Here is a 15613-nt window from a genome sequence, read left to right on the forward strand (position 1 = left end):
CGTCAGTCCGAGGTGAGTCGCAAGGCCTGCAGCGGGCACATCGCGACCGCGTCCCGGGCCGCGTCCAGCTCGTCCGGCCGGACCGGGACGTCCCGCGTCCCGCTGCCGTCCGTCGTGATCGGGTAGCCCCACTCGTCGCGCGCGAGCCGCCCGGCGAGGAGCTCCGTGCAGAGCCCGCGCCCACGGCACCGGGTCCAGTCCACGTGCAGGGCGGTCACCGGGCACCTCCCACGACCTGGCAGTGACCCCCGAGGTGCGCCTGCACGTCGTCCCGGAACACGGTCATCGCGCTCCGGACCATGCGTGCCACGCCGTCGGGGTGGTGGCACGCGCCCCGGCCGTCGACGAGGCCGACGAGCCGCCGCACCTCCGCCGCCAGGTCCCCGGCCGGGCGCCCGGAGGCGAGCGCCGCCACCACCTCCGCGATCCGTGGCAGGCCGTTCACGCACGGTCCGCACCGCCCCGCCGACGCGTCGCCGAGCGCCGCCGCGATCCGCGCCGTCACCGCGATCGGACAGGTCCGGTCGTCGAGCACCGCGAGGACGCCGGCACCGGGTGCCGCTCCCCACGGCGCGAGGCCGTCCACGTCGAAGGGGGCGTCGAGCGCCGTCGCCGGCACCCAGGTCCCGCCCCATCCGCCGACCAGGACGGCGCGCGTCCGGCGTGGGTCGGCCGTGTCCAGCCGGGAGGCTCCCAACAGGTCCCCGAGCGGCGCACCCCCGGCGGTCTCCAGCACCACGGCACGGGCCGGGTCGGTCACACCGCTCACGGTGACGAGGCGGGTCCCGGGAGCCGTCGCGCTCCCGACGCTCCGCGCCCACGCCGCCCCGTACCGGGCGACGAGCGCCGCCTGCGCGAGGGTCTCGACGTTCGACACGAGGGTGGGGCGTCCGCTCGGACCGCGCTCGGCGAGGCGCACGACGCGGTCCTCCGGCAGTCCGCGTCCGCCCGACACGGCGGACGCGAGGGCGCCGGCTTCACCGGACACGAACGAGTTGTGCGGCAGGGCACGGACGTCGAGGGTCACCGGGTCCGACGCGCGACCGTGCCGAGCGGCCACGGCCGTCCGCTCGTCGATCGCCCGGCGGACGTGCTCGGCGAGACGCTCGCTCGTCGCGACGACGGCCTCGGTGGCCCCCACGGCGACGGCCGCGACGACGAGGCCGTCGAGCACGAGGTGCGGGGCCCGTTCGAGGAGCACGGCGTCCTTGCGGCTGGCCGGCTCGCCCTCGGCGCCGTTCCCGACGATGACGGGTGAGCGTCCGCTCCGCCCGCGGCGCGCCTGTCCGGCGACGACCTGGAGCTTCCGCGCGAGGGGGAACCCGGCGCCGCCGCGACCGTCGATCCCGGCGAGGCCGATCTCGTCGACGATGCCCGGGCCGATCGCCGGCACCGGGCCGTGGGCGGTGAGGTGGGCCGCCAGGTCCGGGCCGGTCGCGCCGAGGAGACGCCGGGTGCCGGTGGGCGGCGCGGCGGTGGTGATGGGGATGGTGGTGGTCATCGGACGGCCTCCGGTCGGATGGAGTGGAACTCGGTGACGCGGGTGGTGCAGCGCCAGGCGACCGCGCCGACGACCGCGGCGGCGCAGACCCCGGCGATGACGAGGAACCACACGGACGTGCCGTCCGTCCCGGTCCCGATCGCGTGCGCCATCGCGACGGGCCACATCGCGTAGGCCGCCCAGTGCACCGCACGGAAGACCCGGGGGCCGATGACCCGTCGGAGGAGCGCCGTGACGACGAGCACGACGAGCAGGTCCACGGCGAGGGTGCCGAGTCCGAGCCAGAACCACCGGTACGACCCGGTGAACGGGACGACGGTGTCGATCAGGCGCAGCTCGGCCTCGGCGTCGAGCAGCAGCGTCGCCACGTGCACGACGACCAGCACGGTGGAGGCGAGGGAGACGTCCCGGTGCACCAGCTGCACGGCGAACCGCGGCAGTCCCGGGAGCGGGCGTCCGCCGCGCGTGACGATGCCCAGGAGCACGGTGAGCGTCAGGAGCAGGACCGCGGCGACACCGGCACCGCGGCCGACGACCCAGAGTGCGGTGTCCATCAGGCGGCCGTCCGTGCGTCGTCGGCGGGCCAGCCGCCGAGTCGGACGACGGTGCCGTCGGCGGCGACGAGCCGCGCGGCCCGCCCGCTCTGCCGGAGCATCTCGGTGGCGCCGTGGCCGCGGACGATCGCCGCGGTCGTCATCGTGTTGGCGGTGACGCACGACGGCGCGACGACGGTGACCGAGCGCCAGACGGGGTCGGCCGGCAGCCCCCACCGCGGGTCGAGGATGTGGTGTCGGGCGTGGCCGTCCTGCTCCCAGCGGCGCTTCTGGGTGCTCGAGGTCGCGACGGACCAGCCGGAGGCGATCCGGACGTGGTCGACGGGGTCCTCGTCGAGGTCCTGCACGCGCACCTGCCAGCCGCCGGACGGGTCCGGGCCGGCGGTCGCGACGTCCCCGCCGAGCGAGACGAGGGCGCCGATGCCGAGGCGGGCGGCGATGCTCGCGGCGGCCATGTCGGCGGCGGCGGCCTTGGCGGTGGCGCCGAGGTCGAGCGTGACGCCCTCGGGGACGCGCAGGAACGTGCCGGCCAGCAGGACGCGCTGCCACGCCGGTCGGGCGTCGAGTGCGCGGGCGACGGCCTCGGGCGTGGCGACGGGCGGGGCGTCGGCGAACGCGGCGTCGTACCCGAGGGACACCATGCGGGTGCCGAGGGTCGGGTCGACGTCGCCGTCGGTGGCCCGGGCCGCGTCGAGCGCCTGGTGCACGAGCGCGGCGAGGAGCGGGGAGACCTCGGCGCCGCGGACGAGCTCGTCGGCGCGCGCGACGAGCTCGGAGTCGCTCCGGAAGCGGCCGCACGCCGCGTCGACGGCGGCGGTGACCTCGTCGACGCAGGACCGGGCGGCGTCGAGGTGGCGACGGTCGCGGTGGTCGAGGACGACACGGGCGGTGGTGGTCCAGAGGTCCCACTCGGCTGCGGCGCGCACGGTCACGACCCCGTCGTCGTCGCGTCGGAGGAGCTGGACCCGCCCGTGGTGCCCTGCGTCACGCCCTGGTCGGTGGACGTCCCGGAGTCGCTGGACGTGCCCGAGTCGGTCGAGGACGAGTCGCTCGACGACGAGTCGTTCGAGGACGAGTCGTTCGAGGACGAACCGCTCGACGAGGAGTCCGTCGACGTCGAGTCGCCGGACGACGACGAGGAGGACGAGGACGTCGACGAGTCCGGGTCGCTCGTCGTGCTCGTGCTCGAGCTCGACGACCCGCTCGTCGTCCCGTCCGTCGTGGTCGTGGCCTGCTCGTGCCCGAACCACAGCCCGGCCCCGGTGACCATCGCGACCGCGAGTCCGCCCAGGCTCACGAGCGCACTCGTGATCCGGGCGGAGCGCCTGCCGTTCCGTCTGGTGTCCATCGGTCCTCCTCGTCGTCGAGACGAGGTTCCCGAGCGCACCGATGAGCGGGCCGAGGACGGGCTGCGCCCCGGCCGGACGAACCCTGTGGCGGGTCTAAGAGCGCGCGGCCTGCCGGCCGAGGCCGCCGAGCATGGTCTGGAAGTCCGCGGTCACGGGGAGCGCGTCGGCCGTCTGCGGGGTCCGACGGGAGGCGCGGATCGCCCAGGCCAGGTCGTCCCCGGCCCGGCGGATGCGACCGTCGAGTGCGGCCGAGTCCCCGGCGCTCCCCCAGTCGTCCGTGGCCGCGAACACCCCGGTGGGGACGACGGCGGCGCGGAGGTACGCGAACACCGGACGCAGCGCGTGGTCGATCGCGAGCGAGTGCCGTGCGGTGCCGCCGGTCGCCCCGAGCAGGACCGGCATGTCGGCGAGCGAGTCCTTGTCGAGCACGTCGAGGAACGACTTCGCGAGGCCGCTCACTCCGGCGGTGAAGATCGGCGTGACGAACACGACGGCGTCGGCCTCGACGACGGTCGCCGTCGCGGCGGACAGCGCCGGCGCGGCGAACCCGGTGAGCATCGCGTCGGTGATCTCGTGCGCCAGCGGACGCAGGTCGACGTGCCGGACGTGCGCCGCGCCTCCTGGCAGTCCGGACGGACTCGGTGCCGCGAGCGCCGCGACGGTGGCCTCGCCGAGGCGGTCGGCGAGCAGGCGGGTGGAGCTGGGCTCGGAGAGCCCGGCGGAGACGACGGCGATGGTGGTCATGGTGGATCCCGACTTTCGATGCATTTGCATGAACATCGTACCGAACCGCGCCGCTGCCGCAAGCATTCCCGTGGGAACGGAGAACGCCCCGGTCCTCGTTCGAGGGCCGGGGCGTTCGGTCAAGCCGTGGGTCGGTCGACTAGCGACGCAGGCCGAGACGCTCGATGAGCGCACGGTAGCGGGCGATGTCGACGTCGGAGAGGTAACCGAGGAGACGGCGACGCTGACCGACCATGAGCAGCAGACCACGACGCGAGTGGTGGTCGTGCTTGTGCTCCTTGAGGTGCTCGTTCAGGTCGTTGATGCGACGCGTCAGAACGGCGACCTGGACCTCGGGGGATCCGGTGTCGCCCGGGTGGGTCGCGTACTCTTCGATGATCTCCTGCTTGACCTTCGCGTCAAGTGCCATGGATGATCCCCTTCCTGTCCGTTGCGCGGTGCCCGTGCCTGATGCACGAGCGCTCTTTGTCCGCGGCCGTTCGACGGCAACCGCGCAAGACTACCAGATCCTCACGCCGTCCTGGCACGCAGTCGACGCCGCCGCGGAGCCGGCAGCAGGCTCCGGACGAGGCCGACGAGGGTGGCGCCGAGCAGGCCGCCGAGCCCGTTGGACAGGACGTCGCGCGGATCGGCGACGCGGTACGGCAGGTAGGTGGCCTGCGCGAACTCGATCCCGGTGGACAGCACGACGGCGACGAGTGCGCCGAGGATCCACCACCGACGCGGGAGCCAGAGCGCGGCGAGCATGCCGACGGGGACGAACATCGCGATGTTGGCGAGGAACTCCGTGCGCTCGTACGTGAACCACGCGCCGTGCGGGAGCTGCTGCACCCAGGCGATGGCGTGCAGGACGAGGGAGTTCTGCGCCGAGGTGAAGACCTGCGGCGTGAGGGTTATCCGCCAGATCACCCAGGCGTACGCCGCGGTCAGGGCGAGGAGGAGGAGCTTCCGGAACATCCGGACAGTCTGGGGCACCGTCCTGGCAAGAACCGACGGCCACGCTGGGTGAACGCCCGGTGCGTCCTCCGGGCCTGGCCGCGTGCGGGTCACACCTGCGAGCATGGGCGCATGCCGAGCCTCGACGGAACCCGTGCACGCCGGAGCCCCGGCCGCCGCCAGTGGACCTGGATCGGGCTCGCCGCGGTCGTGGTCGCCGCACTCGTCGTGACGCTCGTGCTGGTGCTCCCCCGAGACACCGCACCGACGGGCCGGCAGGTCGCCGAGCGGAAGACGGCGGCCGAGGTCTTCCCCGGCGGACTCGCCGAGCAGCCCGCCGCCGAGAACCAACCCGGCCGACGCGAGGCCACGGCGCGGGCCGACGGCGACAGCGCGACGGCGCGGAAGATCGCCGTGATCGCCGACCAGCCGATCGCCACCTGGCTGACGAACACCTCGGTGTCCGAGACGCGTCAGACCATCCGGGACGTCGTCCGCAGCGCCGAGCGGCAACGGAAGACACCGGTGTTCGTCCTCTACAACGTCCCCGACCGCGACTGCGGCAGCTACTCGAAGGGCGGGACCGCGGCGGACGCGTACCTGCCGTGGGTCCGGTCGGCAGTGCGAGCGATGGCCGGCTCGCACGCGGTGGTCCTGGTCGAACCCGACGCCATCGCCCAGATCCAGGTGTGCAAGCGCCTCGAACGCGACCGCCTGCCGCTGCTCCGCAAGGCCGTCGACGAGCTCACCGGGCACGGCCTCACCGTCTACCTCGACGGCGGGAACGAGAACCGCGTGCCGACGGCGACGATGGCGCGGTGGCTGCGCGAGGCCGGGGTCGACCGGGTGCAGGGCTTCTTCACGAACGTGTCCAACTTCTACCGCGTCGACCAGGAACGCGCCTGGGCCGACCGGCTCGCCGACGCGATCGGGGGCGACCCGCACTTCGTCATCGACGTCTCGCGCAACGGGCAGGGCTGGCGCGGCACCTGGTGCAACCCCGAGGGCGCGGGGCTCGGGCAGACCCCGCACGTCACCCGCGGCTCCACCCGGCTCGACGCCCTGCTCTGGGTGAAGACGCCCGGGCTGAGCGACGGCACCTGCAACGGCGGACCCCCTGCCGGCGTGTGGTGGGAGTCCTACGCGCTCGCCCTCGTGGAGAACCGCAAGGAGGGCTGAGGGCGGTGTCGGTGCCCGGTGGTTGCATGACGCCATGACCCCGCGCGACCGCATCCGATCCGTCGTCCCGCCGTACCTGCTCCGCGCCGTGGCCGACGCCCAGGGCTTCCCCCGTGCGTCGTCGGCCGCCCGGACGGCGCTGGCCTCGCTCGACACCGTGCAGCGACCGAAGCACGACCACCGGGTTCCGCCGCAGGGCGTCAGCGGCACGGTCGACCGTTCGCCGAAGCGGACCATCTCCGACGCCCACGGGGGCACGACCCTGCCCGGCACGACCGTCCGGCGCGAGGGCGACCCGGTCACCGGTGACGCCGCGGTGGACGAGGCGTACACCGGCCTCGGCGACACGCACGCCTTCTGGCTCGAGGTGTTCGGACGGGTGTCGATCGACGGCGTCGGGCTGCCCCTCGACGCCACGGTGCACTACGGGCAGGACTACGACAACGCCTACTGGGACGGCAGCCGGATGGTCTTCGGCGACGGTGACGGCGAGGTCTTCGAGCGCTTCACGATCGCGGTCGACGTCATCGGCCACGAACTCGCGCACGGTGTGACGCAGTACACCGCCGACCTGACGTACGAGGGGCAGTCCGGCGCGCTGAACGAGTCGATCAGCGACGTGTTCGGCTCGCTCGTCGCCCAGTACGCGAGGCGCCAGAGCGCCGACCAGGCGTCGTGGCTCATCGGCGAGGGGCTCTTCACACCGGCGGTGCACGGGGTCGCCCTGCGGTCCATGAAGGCACCGGGCACCGCGTACGACGACCCGGTGCTCGGCAAGGACCCGCAGCCCGCGACCATGGCCGGGTACGTCGACACCACCGAGGACTCCGGCGGCGTGCACACCAACTCCGGCATCCCGAACCACGCGTTCTACCTCGCCGCCACCGCCATCGGGGGCAACGCGTGGGAGGGGGCCGGCACCGTCTGGTGGGACGCCCTCACGTCGAGCGCGGTGACCGCGTCGATCGACTTCGCCGGGTTCGCGGCCGTCACGGTCGACGCCGCCCGCACCCGCTTCGGCGACGGCTCCGCCGAGCACACCGCCGTCGCGGACGCCTGGCGGACGGTGAGCGTGCTCGACTGAACCAGGCCGTCGGCGTACCGTCGGCACCATGCACATCGACGTCCGCCGCAGTGGGGGCATCGCCGGCACGACCAGGGGGTGGCGCGTCGACACCGATGCGTCGGACGACCCCGCCGGGTGGTCGGAGCTCGTCGGGGCGCTCCCCCGCGACGCCCCGAGCGCCCCGGCACCGGGCGTCCGCGACGACTTCACGTGGACGATCACCGTCGAACGGACGACGGTCACGATCCCCGGCACCCGCCTCGACGGCCCGTGGGCGGCACTCGTGACGCGCGTGCGGACCGAGGGCGCCCCGACCTGACGGACGCGCCCCGCGCCTCCCGTCCGCTCGCGCCCGCGCGCCCGCGCCAGTGCGCTTGGTGAGCAGAAATGGTCGGGTCGCCCGCGCGCACCCGACCATTCCTGCTCACGAAGTGGCTCGCACGACGCACGACGCGCGCGCGAAGTGACCCGCACGACGCGCGCGCGACGTGACCCGCACGACGCGCGCACGACGTGCCGCGGGCGGCCCTCAGGTGACGTCGACGACGGTCAGGCGACGCGTCGGGCGCGTCATCGCGACGTACACGGCAGCAGCCGCACGAGCCGCGTCCTGTCCGACCCGCTCCGGATCGACCAGCAGCACGCCGTCGAACTCGAGGCCCTTCGCATCGGCACCCGTGAGCACCGTGACGGACCCCGGCCGGGGCGACCCGAGCGACCGGACGTCCGCCGTCGTCCGGGCCAAGCGCTCCCGGACGGCGTCGACGTCGGCCTCGGGCACGATGACACCGGTCGTGCCGCTGCCGATCGCGGCTCGTTCGGCCTCGACGAGCGCGGCGACCGTGTCGAGCACCGCTGCCCGATCGGACGTGACGCGCTGCACGGGGTCACCGTCGCGGACGGCTTCGGTCTTCGTGACCATCAACCCCGCCGCGTCGGCGAACTCCCCAGCGGCGAGCACGATCGACCGCGGGGTGCGGTAGTTCACGGTGAGCTCCTCGACGCGGTGCTCGATCGGCACCAGCGGCGCACGACCCCGACGACGACGGGCGAGGGCGCCGACCACGTCGTCCCACGAGCGCGCGGCCCCGGGCGAGGACCCCTGCGCCATGTCGCCCACGATGGTGAACGACCGGAGCGGGTTCCGGCGGGCGAGCACGCGCCACTGCATCGGCGAGAGCTCCTGCGCCTCGTCGACGACGATGTGGCCGTAGGTCCACTCGCGGTCCTCGGCGGCGCGCTCGGCCGTGGAGCGGGGGTCGCCGCCCTCGGCGAAGGACCCGGCGACCTGCTCGGCCGTGACGATGCCCTCGACCCCCATGTTCTCGATCGCCTGGCGGGCGTTCTCGATGTCGCGGTTGCGGCTCGCCTTGGCCGCACGCTTCGCGGCCCCGCCGGTGGGGTCGAACGGGCCGAGGAGCTCGGCGGCCTCGTCGAGGAGCGGGACGTCCTCGACCGTGAACTCGGCACCGCGGTCGCGCAGCAGGAGTGCCCGGCGTTCCGGGGTCCAGTGCGGGGTGAGCGTGGCGAGCCAGTTCGGTCGGGCGTACAGGTCCTCGAGGAACTTCTCGGGCGGCAGCGGCAGCCACGCGGTGTTGAGCAGCACGCGGGCGTCGTACGACGAGCGGATGTCCTCGCGCAGGACCTTCTCGTCCGCCTCGTCGACGGTGGTCCCGCGCTCACGGAGCTGCTCGGCGAGCAGGCGTGTCATCGCGTCGAGGGCGATCTTGTTGAACGTGACGCGGGCGGCGTTGTGGGGCTTCCCGCGGTCCTGCGCGCGCCTCATGGCGTCGGCGACGAGCTCGGGCGGCACGACGAGCCGCTCCCCCTCGACGTCGAGCGTGACCGACTCGGTCGGGACGACCTGGCGGGACTTCACGGCACGACGGAGCAGCTGCGCCATCTCGGCCGAGCCCTTCACCGCGGCGACGTCGCGCTGATCGTGCCGGGTGGCGTGCACGCCCGGGTAGAGCGAGCCGAGCGAGGCCATCACCACGCCGGTCTCGCCGAGCGACGGCAGCACCTGCTCGATGTAGGTGAGGAACGCCGGCGACGGGCCGACCATGAGCACGCCGGAGCCCCGGAGTCGTTCGCGGTAGGAGTAGAGCAGGTACGCGGCACGGTGCAGGGCGACAGCGGTCTTGCCGGTACCGGGGCCGCCCTGGACGATGAGCACGCCCTCGAGCGGCGACCGGATGATGCGGTCCTGCTCGCCCTGGATCGTCGCGACGATGTCGGTCATCCGGCCGGTGCGCTCGGCGGTGACCGCGGCGAGGAGCGCGCCCTCGCCCTGCAGGTGGGTGCGCTCGTCGTCGTAGAGGCTGGCGTCGAAGACCTCGTCCTCGACGCCGATGACGCTGCGGCCGTCGAGCGTCAGGTGCCGACGGGCGCGCATGCCCATCGGGTGCGCCGCGGTCGCCTGGTAGAAGGCGCTCGCCCCGGGGACCCGCCAGTCGAGCAGGAGCGGACGGTGGTCACGGTCCCGCAGGCCCACGCGGCCGATGTAGCGGAAGGCGTCCTCGTCGCTGTCCGGTTCGGACACCTCGAGCCGACCGAACACCAGCCGGTCGCCGACGCGTTCGAGCGTCACGATGGTGTCCTCGTAGAGCCGGGCGTACGCATCGCGCTCGCTGCGGCTCTGGTGGTTCCCGCCGACCGCCTGGCGGCGGGTTTCGGCGAGACGCTGTTCGGCCTCGGCGGTCAGCTCGTCGAGACGGCCGAAGAGGCCGTCCACGTAGCCGCGCTCGCGGTCGATCTCGGTCGGTTCGGACACACACAACCCTTCGGGACAGGGGAACCCAGTGTAGTCCCCCCATCCCGAAGTGAGACTTCCTACATCTCTTCGTGCGTGTCCGGGTCGCCGTCCCAGAGGCGTCCGCGCTCGAGGCCGGAGATCGCCGCCACCTCGTCGTCGGTCAGCGCGAAGCCGAAGACGTCGAGGTTCTCGCGCTGCCGGTCCGCGTCGCCGGACTTCGGCACCGGGACGGCACCGATCTGGACGTGCCAGCGGAGCACGACCTGGCCGGGTGCGACCCCGTGCGCGGCCGCGGCGTCGACGACGGGCTGCTCGCTGAGCAGTTCCGACCGCTTCGCCAGGGGGCTCCAGCTCTCGGTCACGATGCCGAGCTCCTGGTGCACCTTCCGCAGTTCCGCCTGGGGGAAGTACGGGTGCAGCTCGACCTGGTTCACGGCCGGCGCGACGCCCGTCGCGTCCACGATGCGGCGCAGGTGCTCCGGCGTGAAGTTCGAGACGCCGATCGAGCGCACCTTGCCGCTGTCGCGCAGGTCGACGAAGGCCTTCCAGGTGTCGACGAACTTGTCCACCGAGGGGTTCGGCCAGTGGATGAGGTACAGGTCGACGGAGTCGAGACCGAGGTTGCCCAGGGTCTCGTCGATGGACCGGTGTGCCTCGTCGTAGCCGTGGTGGCGCCCGGGGAGCTTCGAGGTCACGACGATGTCCTCGCGCGCGACGTCGGACTCGCGGACGGCCTTGCCGACGGCGTCCTCGTTGCCGTAGTTCAGCGCCGTGTCGAGCAGCCGGTAGCCGCCCGCGAGCGCGGTGCCGACCGCCGCCGCGCCCTCGTCGCCGTTCAGGCCGTACGTGCCGAGGCCGAGCTCCGGGAAGCGGTGGCCGTCGTTCAGCTCGATGGTCGGGGCGCCGACCTGCATCAGCGGACCCCGAGCAGGTCGATGACGAAGATCAGGGTCTTGCCGGACAGGAAGTGGCCGCCGCCCGCGGGGCCGTAGGCGAGCTCCGGCGGGACGACGAGCTTGCGGCGCCCGCCGACCTTCATGCCGGGGATGCCCTCCTGCCAGCCGCGCACCAGGGCCGCGAGCGGGAAGTCGATCGGCTCGCCGCGGTTCCACGAGCTGTCGAACTCCTCGCCGGTCTCGTACTCGACGCCGGCGTAGTGCACCTTGACGGTCGACCCGGCGGAGGCCACGTCGCCGGAGCCCTCGACGATGTCGGTGACGACGAGCTCGGTGGGGGCGGGGCCCTCGGGGGCGTCGAACTCGGGCTTGCTGTTCAGGTCAGTCATGCCCGCCAGTCAACCAGAGGTGGACAACGGCAGGCGCACCGACCGTCCAGCCCCCAGAATGGTTCCACCGTGACATCATCCACACCGACCGACGCGCGCCGACGCCGTCTCCTCGCCGACCTCACCCCGCTCCGCCGCTCCCCCGCCTTCGCCAGGCTGTGGCTCGGGACCGCGATCGCCGGCATCGGCACGCAGATGACGACCGTCGCCGTCGGCCTCGAGGTCTACGACATCACCGGCTCGACCTTCGCGGTCGCCCTCGTCGGCGTGATCGCGCTGCTGCCGATGATCGTCGCCGGCCTCTACGGCGGGATGCTCGCCGACGCCTTCGACCGGCGCACGGTCGCCCTCGTGTCCGCGATCATCGCCTGGGCCGCGGTCGCCCTGATCGCCACGCACGCCTGGCTCGGGCTCCACAGCGTCGCCCTGCTGTACGTGCTCGCCACGGTGAACGCCGTCGCCGCGACCGTCAGCAACGCCTCGCGCTCGGCGATCGTGCCGCGCCTGGTCGGCACCGACCTGCTCCCCGCGGCGAGCGCCCTCGGTGGCATCGCCTCGGGCTTCCAGGTCACGGTGGGTCCCGCGGTCGCGGGCGTGCTCATCGCGGCCGTCGGCTTCGCCCCGACCTACACGATCGACGTCGTGCTGTTCACCTTCGCGTTCCTCGGGGTGTTCACCCTGCCGCGGATGGCCGCCGACCGCGACGCGCTCCGGCCGGGGCTCGGCTCGCTCGTCGAGGGTGCGCGGTTCCTCCGACGCTCCCGGAACATCACCATGACGTTCGTGCTCGACATCGTCGCGATGACGTTCGGGCAGCCGCGCGTGCTCTTCCCGGCGATCGGCGCGCTCGTGATCGGCGGCGGGTCGATCACGGTCGGCACCCTCACCGCCGCGTACGCGATCGGCGCCCTGCTCTCGAGCGTCTTCTCCGGTCCGCTCGGGCACGTCCGCCGCCAGGGCGAGGCGGTCGGCTGGGCGATCACCGCCTACGGCGGCGCGATCGCGGCGTTCGGCGTGGTCATCGCCTGCGCCCACGCGCTCGGCGGTCGCCAGGGCGACGCGTTCACCACCGGCATCCTGCCGGCGCTCGGCCTGGCGGCGCTCTTCCTCGCGGCGGCCGGCGGCGCGGACAACGTCAGCTCGGTGTTCCGGAACACGATCCTGCAGGCGGCGTCGCCGGACGGCATGCGTGGGCGCTTGCAGGGCATCTTCATCGTCGTCGTCACGGGGGGCCCGCGGCTCGGCGACCTCTACGCGGGGCTCGTGGTGGCCGCCGGCATCGCGTACCCGCCGATCATCGGCGGCGTGCTCATCATCGGCCTGGTCGCGCTGCTCCTCCGTGCGGTGCCGTCCTTCCGCCGGTACGACGCCCGGCACCCGCACGCGAACTGACGCCGGGGCGGCCGCCGGACGCGACCGCCCACCGGACGGGAGGCGCGGTGCGGGCCCGGCACGCACCTCCCGGCCCGCAGGCGTCGGGTACCGTACAACGCATGCCGGACAGCGCATCCCGTGACCTCCAGCGGACGGGAGTCCGCGCCGTGGTCCGGCGCACCTACCACTCGGTGATCCGGCACCGCGTCGTCGACGCGGCGGCGGCGCTCACGTTCTTCGCGCTCCTCACGGTGTTCCCGACGACGCTGACCGTCGTGTCCGCGCTGTCGATCGTGGACCGGCAGGGGGACAGCCTCGAGGACATCATCGGCATCCTCGGGTTCATCGTGCGCCCGGAGACGGCCGCGCACCTCGAGGGTCCGCTCCGGCAGCTCCTCACCCTCGACAACCCGTGGCTCGGCTTCGCGATCGGGGTCGTCCTGACGCTGTGGTCGCTCTCCGGCTACGCGACCGCGTTCGGCCGGGCGATGAACACCGCGTACGAGGTCGAGGAGGGTCGGCGCATCTGGAAGTTCCGCAGCATGATGCTCCTCGTCACGCTCCTCGTGATGGCCGGCGGGGCGATCGCGATCGTGATCCTGCTCGGCACCCCGACGATCTCCGCCGCCGTCATCCGGTCGTTCGGGTGGGCGCCGTGGATCGACGACCTGTGGAACGTCGTGAAGTGGCCGATCCTCGCCGCGGACCTCGTGGTGATGGTGGCGGTGCTCTACTACGCCACGCCGAACGTGAAGACGCCGCAGCTGCGGTGGGTGTCCGCGGGCGCCGGGTTCGCGATCGTGACGTGGGCGCTGGCGACGCTCGGGTTCTCGCTGTACGTCGAGACGGTCGGCGGCGGCAACAAGGCGTACGGCTGGCTCGGTGGCGCGATCCTGCTGCTGGTGTACCTCTACATCTCGAACTTCGTGCTCGTCGTGGGCGGGGAGCTCGACTCCGAGGTGATCCGGATGCGCCAGCTGCTCGCCGGCATCGAGGCCGACGAGTCGATCCGGCTGCCGCTGCGGGACGTCACGCGGAACTTCACGCTCGCCCGGTGGCGGGACGCCGACATCGCCGCCGCGCACCACGTCCGGACGATCGCCGCGCAGCGGGCCGCCGACGAGGACGCCGACCCGGCCGAGGCCGAGGCGGCGGCGCACCTGCGGGACATGGCCCGGCAGGTGCGGGTCGGCGAACCGCCGCTGCCGTAGACGCGCCCCGCGCGGCTCAGCGCTCCCGCGATTCCGCGTTCCCGCGCTCCCGCGCGGCTCAGCGCTCCCGCGCGGCCCGGTCGAGCATCTCCTCGGTGACCACCGGGATCGCCCCCGTCGCCAGCTCGATCCCGGAGAGCCGGGCCGGGCTGAGGACACGCTGCACCTGGTCCTCCTCCATGAGCCCCGCCGCCGTGACGAGCGTCGAGATGGGCGTCGAGGTCGTCAGTGCCGTGTGCGCGATCGACGCCGCGGCCGCGTACCCGATGTACGGCGTGAGCGCGGTGACGACGCCGACGTTCGTGTCGACCTGCGCCGCGAGCTTGGCCTCGTTCGCCTCGATGCCCGTCACGCAGTTGATCCGGAGCGTCGCGCAGCCGCTCGCCATCCACTGCAGCGACTGCAGGATCGAGTGGGCGATGATCGGCTCGAAGGCGTTGAGCTGCAGCTGCCCACCCTCGGCCGCCATGGTGACGGTGGTGTCCGCGCCGACGACGGCGAACGCGATCTGGTTCACGACCTCGGGGATGACCGGGTTCACCTTGCCCGGCATGATCGACGACCCTGCCTGGCGCGCGGGCAGGGTGATCTCGCCGAGCCCCGCCTGCGGCCCCGAGGCGAGCAGCCGTAGGTCGTTGCAGATCTTCGAGAGCTTCGCGGCGCTCCGCTTCACGGTGCCGGACAGGGTCATGAAGGCGCCGGCGTCGCTCGTGGCCTCGATGAGGTCCGGCGCCGTCACGATGTCGAGCCCGGACGCGACCTGCAGCTGCCGGCGCACCTCGTCGCGGTACTGGGGGTCGGCCGTGATCCCGGTGCCGATCGCCGTCGCACCGAGGTTCGTCTCGGCGAGCAGCGGCATGACCTTGGAGAGCAGGAGGACGTCCTCCTGGATGGTGTGCGCGAAGCCGGTGAACTCCTGCCCGAGGGTCATCGGCACCGCGTCCTGCAGCTGCGTGCGGCCGATCTTCAACACGTCGGCGAAGGCGTGCCCACGCTCGGCGAAGGCGTCGGACAGCAGGGACAGCTGCTCGGTGAGCCGCTGCACGCCGAGGATCATCGCGAGCTTGATGCTCGTCGGGTACGTGTCGTTCGTCGACTGGCTGCGGTTCACGTGGTCGATCGGGTGCAGGTAGGCGTAGTCGCCCTTCTCACGCCCGAGGAGCTCGAGGGCCCGGTTCGCGAGCACCTCGTTCGTGTTCATGTTCGTCGAGGTACCAGCGCCACCCTGCACGATGTCGACGACGAACTGGTCGCGCAGCGCGCCGTCGCGGACCTCCTGCGCGGCACGGTCGATGGCGTCGGCGCGCTCGGCGTCGAGCACCCCGATCGCCTTGTTCGCCCGGGCCGCCGCCTGCTTCACCGTCGCGAGGGCCTCGACGAGGTCCGGGTAGACCGCGATCGGGACCGAGGTGATGGGGAAGTTCTCGAGCGCGCGGAGGGTGTTGATGCCCCAGTACGCGTCCGCTGGGACGTCGCGCGACCCCAGGGAGTCGGTCTCGGTACGGGTCTGTGCTGCTTCGTTGCCGGTCACGCCCACGAGGGTAGCCCGTCCGGCCGGTCGGGGCCGGGCCCCGGGCCGGGCGGGCGCGTCGCGACGCGCGCCCGATCCAGGCGGCGCGGTGGACCCACGCGGAGACGGCCTGGAGGCGCGGTGCGGGC

The 15613-nt window shown here is 73.2% G+C and carries 16 protein-coding genes; 5 read left to right on the top strand and 11 right to left on the bottom strand.

The features are described from left to right. Positions 1-2: 2 nt before the first annotated feature. The 7 genes from ACIQUC_RS04960 to ACIQUC_RS04990 all read right to left on the bottom strand — a co-directional run bounded on the left by ACIQUC_RS04960 (position 3) and on the right by ACIQUC_RS04990 (position 5105). Positions 3-218 (bottom strand): ferredoxin, encoded by a 216-nt coding sequence (locus ACIQUC_RS04960; RefSeq protein WP_402263970.1) that lies wholly within the window; start codon positions 216-218, stop codon positions 3-5. Continuing rightward, complete coding sequence (locus ACIQUC_RS04965) at positions 215-1501, bottom strand: NADH-ubiquinone oxidoreductase-F iron-sulfur binding region domain-containing protein (RefSeq protein WP_402263973.1); 1287 nt, start codon at positions 1499-1501, stop codon at positions 215-217. The genes ACIQUC_RS04960 and ACIQUC_RS04965 overlap by 4 nt, the downstream gene beginning before the upstream one ends. After that, a complete protein-coding gene (locus ACIQUC_RS04970) occupies positions 1498-2055 on the bottom strand; it encodes a ferric reductase-like transmembrane domain-containing protein (RefSeq protein ID WP_402263976.1) in 558 nt (185 codons plus the stop codon). The genes ACIQUC_RS04965 and ACIQUC_RS04970 overlap by 4 nt, the downstream gene beginning before the upstream one ends. After that, a complete protein-coding gene (locus ACIQUC_RS04975) occupies positions 2055-3305 on the bottom strand; it encodes an FAD:protein FMN transferase (protein ID WP_402263979.1) in 1251 nt (416 codons plus the stop codon). Before ACIQUC_RS04975 ends, ACIQUC_RS04970 begins: the two co-directional genes overlap by 1 nt. 192 nt (positions 3306-3497) lie before the next feature. After that, positions 3498-4148: a CE1759 family FMN reductase gene (locus ACIQUC_RS04980; RefSeq protein WP_402263982.1), complete on the bottom strand. Its 651-nt coding sequence runs from the start codon at positions 4146-4148 to the stop codon at positions 3498-3500. A 139-nt stretch (positions 4149-4287) separates the two neighbouring features. Further along, entirely contained in the window at positions 4288-4557 is a 270-nt protein-coding gene (gene rpsO / locus ACIQUC_RS04985; RefSeq protein WP_070416523.1) for a 30S ribosomal protein S15, read from the bottom strand. Between the two features lie 101 nt (positions 4558-4658). Further along, on the bottom strand, positions 4659-5105 hold the full coding sequence (locus ACIQUC_RS04990) for a VanZ family protein (protein WP_402263986.1): 447 nt from the start codon (positions 5103-5105) through the stop codon (positions 4659-4661). A 111-nt stretch (positions 5106-5216) separates the two neighbouring features. Between ACIQUC_RS04990 and ACIQUC_RS04995 the strand changes: the two genes are divergently transcribed. The 3 genes from ACIQUC_RS04995 to ACIQUC_RS05005 are packed head-to-tail and all read left to right on the top strand — an operon-like array spanning position 5217 to position 7648. Then, positions 5217-6263, top strand: coding sequence for a glycoside hydrolase family 6 protein (locus ACIQUC_RS04995; RefSeq protein ID WP_402263989.1), 1047 nt, complete (start codon positions 5217-5219; stop codon positions 6261-6263). 34 nt (positions 6264-6297) lie between these two features. Continuing rightward, entirely contained in the window at positions 6298-7347 is a 1050-nt protein-coding gene (locus ACIQUC_RS05000) for a M4 family metallopeptidase (RefSeq protein WP_402263992.1), read from the top strand. Positions 7348-7375: 28 nt separating this feature from the next. Continuing rightward, a complete protein-coding gene (locus ACIQUC_RS05005; protein WP_402263995.1) occupies positions 7376-7648 on the top strand; it encodes a protealysin inhibitor emfourin in 273 nt (90 codons plus the stop codon). A gap of 210 nt (positions 7649-7858) precedes the next feature. Here the strand turns inward: ACIQUC_RS05005 and ACIQUC_RS05010 are convergent, their stop codons facing one another. From ACIQUC_RS05010 to ACIQUC_RS05020, 3 genes are read right to left on the bottom strand one after another with little or no spacing between them, the layout of a single operon-like run. Further along, positions 7859-10102, bottom strand: a complete 2244-nt coding sequence (locus ACIQUC_RS05010; protein WP_402263998.1) for a HelD family protein — start codon at positions 10100-10102, stop codon at positions 7859-7861. Between the two features lie 59 nt (positions 10103-10161). Beyond that, a complete protein-coding gene (locus tag ACIQUC_RS05015) occupies positions 10162-10998 on the bottom strand; it encodes an aldo/keto reductase (RefSeq protein WP_022908612.1) in 837 nt (278 codons plus the stop codon). Further along, the gene (locus tag ACIQUC_RS05020; RefSeq protein ID WP_022908613.1) at positions 10998-11369 is read right to left on the bottom strand and encodes an FKBP-type peptidyl-prolyl cis-trans isomerase; all 372 of its coding nucleotides are present in this window, start codon (positions 11367-11369) and stop codon (positions 10998-11000) included. The genes ACIQUC_RS05015 and ACIQUC_RS05020 overlap by 1 nt, the downstream gene beginning before the upstream one ends. Before the next feature lie 69 nt (positions 11370-11438). Between ACIQUC_RS05020 and ACIQUC_RS05025 the strand changes: the two genes are divergently transcribed. Then, positions 11439-12761 carry an MFS transporter gene (locus ACIQUC_RS05025; RefSeq protein WP_402264002.1) on the top strand — a complete coding sequence of 441 codons (1323 nt, stop codon included), beginning with the start codon at positions 11439-11441 and terminating at the stop codon, positions 12759-12761. A gap of 101 nt (positions 12762-12862) precedes the next feature. Continuing rightward, the gene (locus tag ACIQUC_RS05030) at positions 12863-13954 is read left to right on the top strand and encodes a YihY/virulence factor BrkB family protein (protein ID WP_402264005.1); all 1092 of its coding nucleotides are present in this window, start codon (positions 12863-12865) and stop codon (positions 13952-13954) included. Positions 13955-14012: 58 nt separating this feature from the next. Here the strand turns inward: ACIQUC_RS05030 and ACIQUC_RS05035 are convergent, their stop codons facing one another. After that, complete coding sequence (locus ACIQUC_RS05035; RefSeq protein ID WP_042724125.1) at positions 14013-15485, bottom strand: aspartate ammonia-lyase; 1473 nt, start codon at positions 15483-15485, stop codon at positions 14013-14015. Positions 15486-15613 lie beyond the last annotated feature (128 nt).

It is taken from the genome of Curtobacterium sp. NPDC098951, assembly GCF_044759965.1.
Classification (GTDB): domain Bacteria; phylum Actinomycetota; class Actinomycetes; order Actinomycetales; family Microbacteriaceae; genus Curtobacterium.

Coding starts and splice junctions, on each gene's coding strand:
- ACIQUC_RS05015 (WP_022908612.1), bottom strand. CDS start 10,998: ATGCAGGTCGGCGCCCCGACCATCGAGCTGAACGACGGCCACCGCTTC.
- ACIQUC_RS05020 (WP_022908613.1), bottom strand. CDS start 11,369: ATGACTGACCTGAACAGCAAGCCCGAGTTCGACGCCCCCGAGGGCCCC.
- ACIQUC_RS05000 (WP_402263992.1), top strand. CDS start 6,298: ATGACCCCGCGCGACCGCATCCGATCCGTCGTCCCGCCGTACCTGCTC.
- ACIQUC_RS04990 (WP_402263986.1), bottom strand. CDS start 5,105: ATGTTCCGGAAGCTCCTCCTCCTCGCCCTGACCGCGGCGTACGCCTGG.
- ACIQUC_RS04995 (WP_402263989.1), top strand. CDS start 5,217: ATGCCGAGCCTCGACGGAACCCGTGCACGCCGGAGCCCCGGCCGCCGC.
- rpsO (WP_070416523.1), bottom strand. CDS start 4,557: ATGGCACTTGACGCGAAGGTCAAGCAGGAGATCATCGAAGAGTACGCG.
- ACIQUC_RS05005 (WP_402263995.1), top strand. CDS start 7,376: ATGCACATCGACGTCCGCCGCAGTGGGGGCATCGCCGGCACGACCAGG.
- ACIQUC_RS04970 (WP_402263976.1), bottom strand. CDS start 2,055: ATGGACACCGCACTCTGGGTCGTCGGCCGCGGTGCCGGTGTCGCCGCG.
- ACIQUC_RS04980 (WP_402263982.1), bottom strand. CDS start 4,148: ATGACCACCATCGCCGTCGTCTCCGCCGGGCTCTCCGAGCCCAGCTCC.
- ACIQUC_RS05030 (WP_402264005.1), top strand. CDS start 12,863: ATGCCGGACAGCGCATCCCGTGACCTCCAGCGGACGGGAGTCCGCGCC.
- ACIQUC_RS04965 (WP_402263973.1), bottom strand. CDS start 1,501: ATGACCACCACCATCCCCATCACCACCGCCGCGCCGCCCACCGGCACC.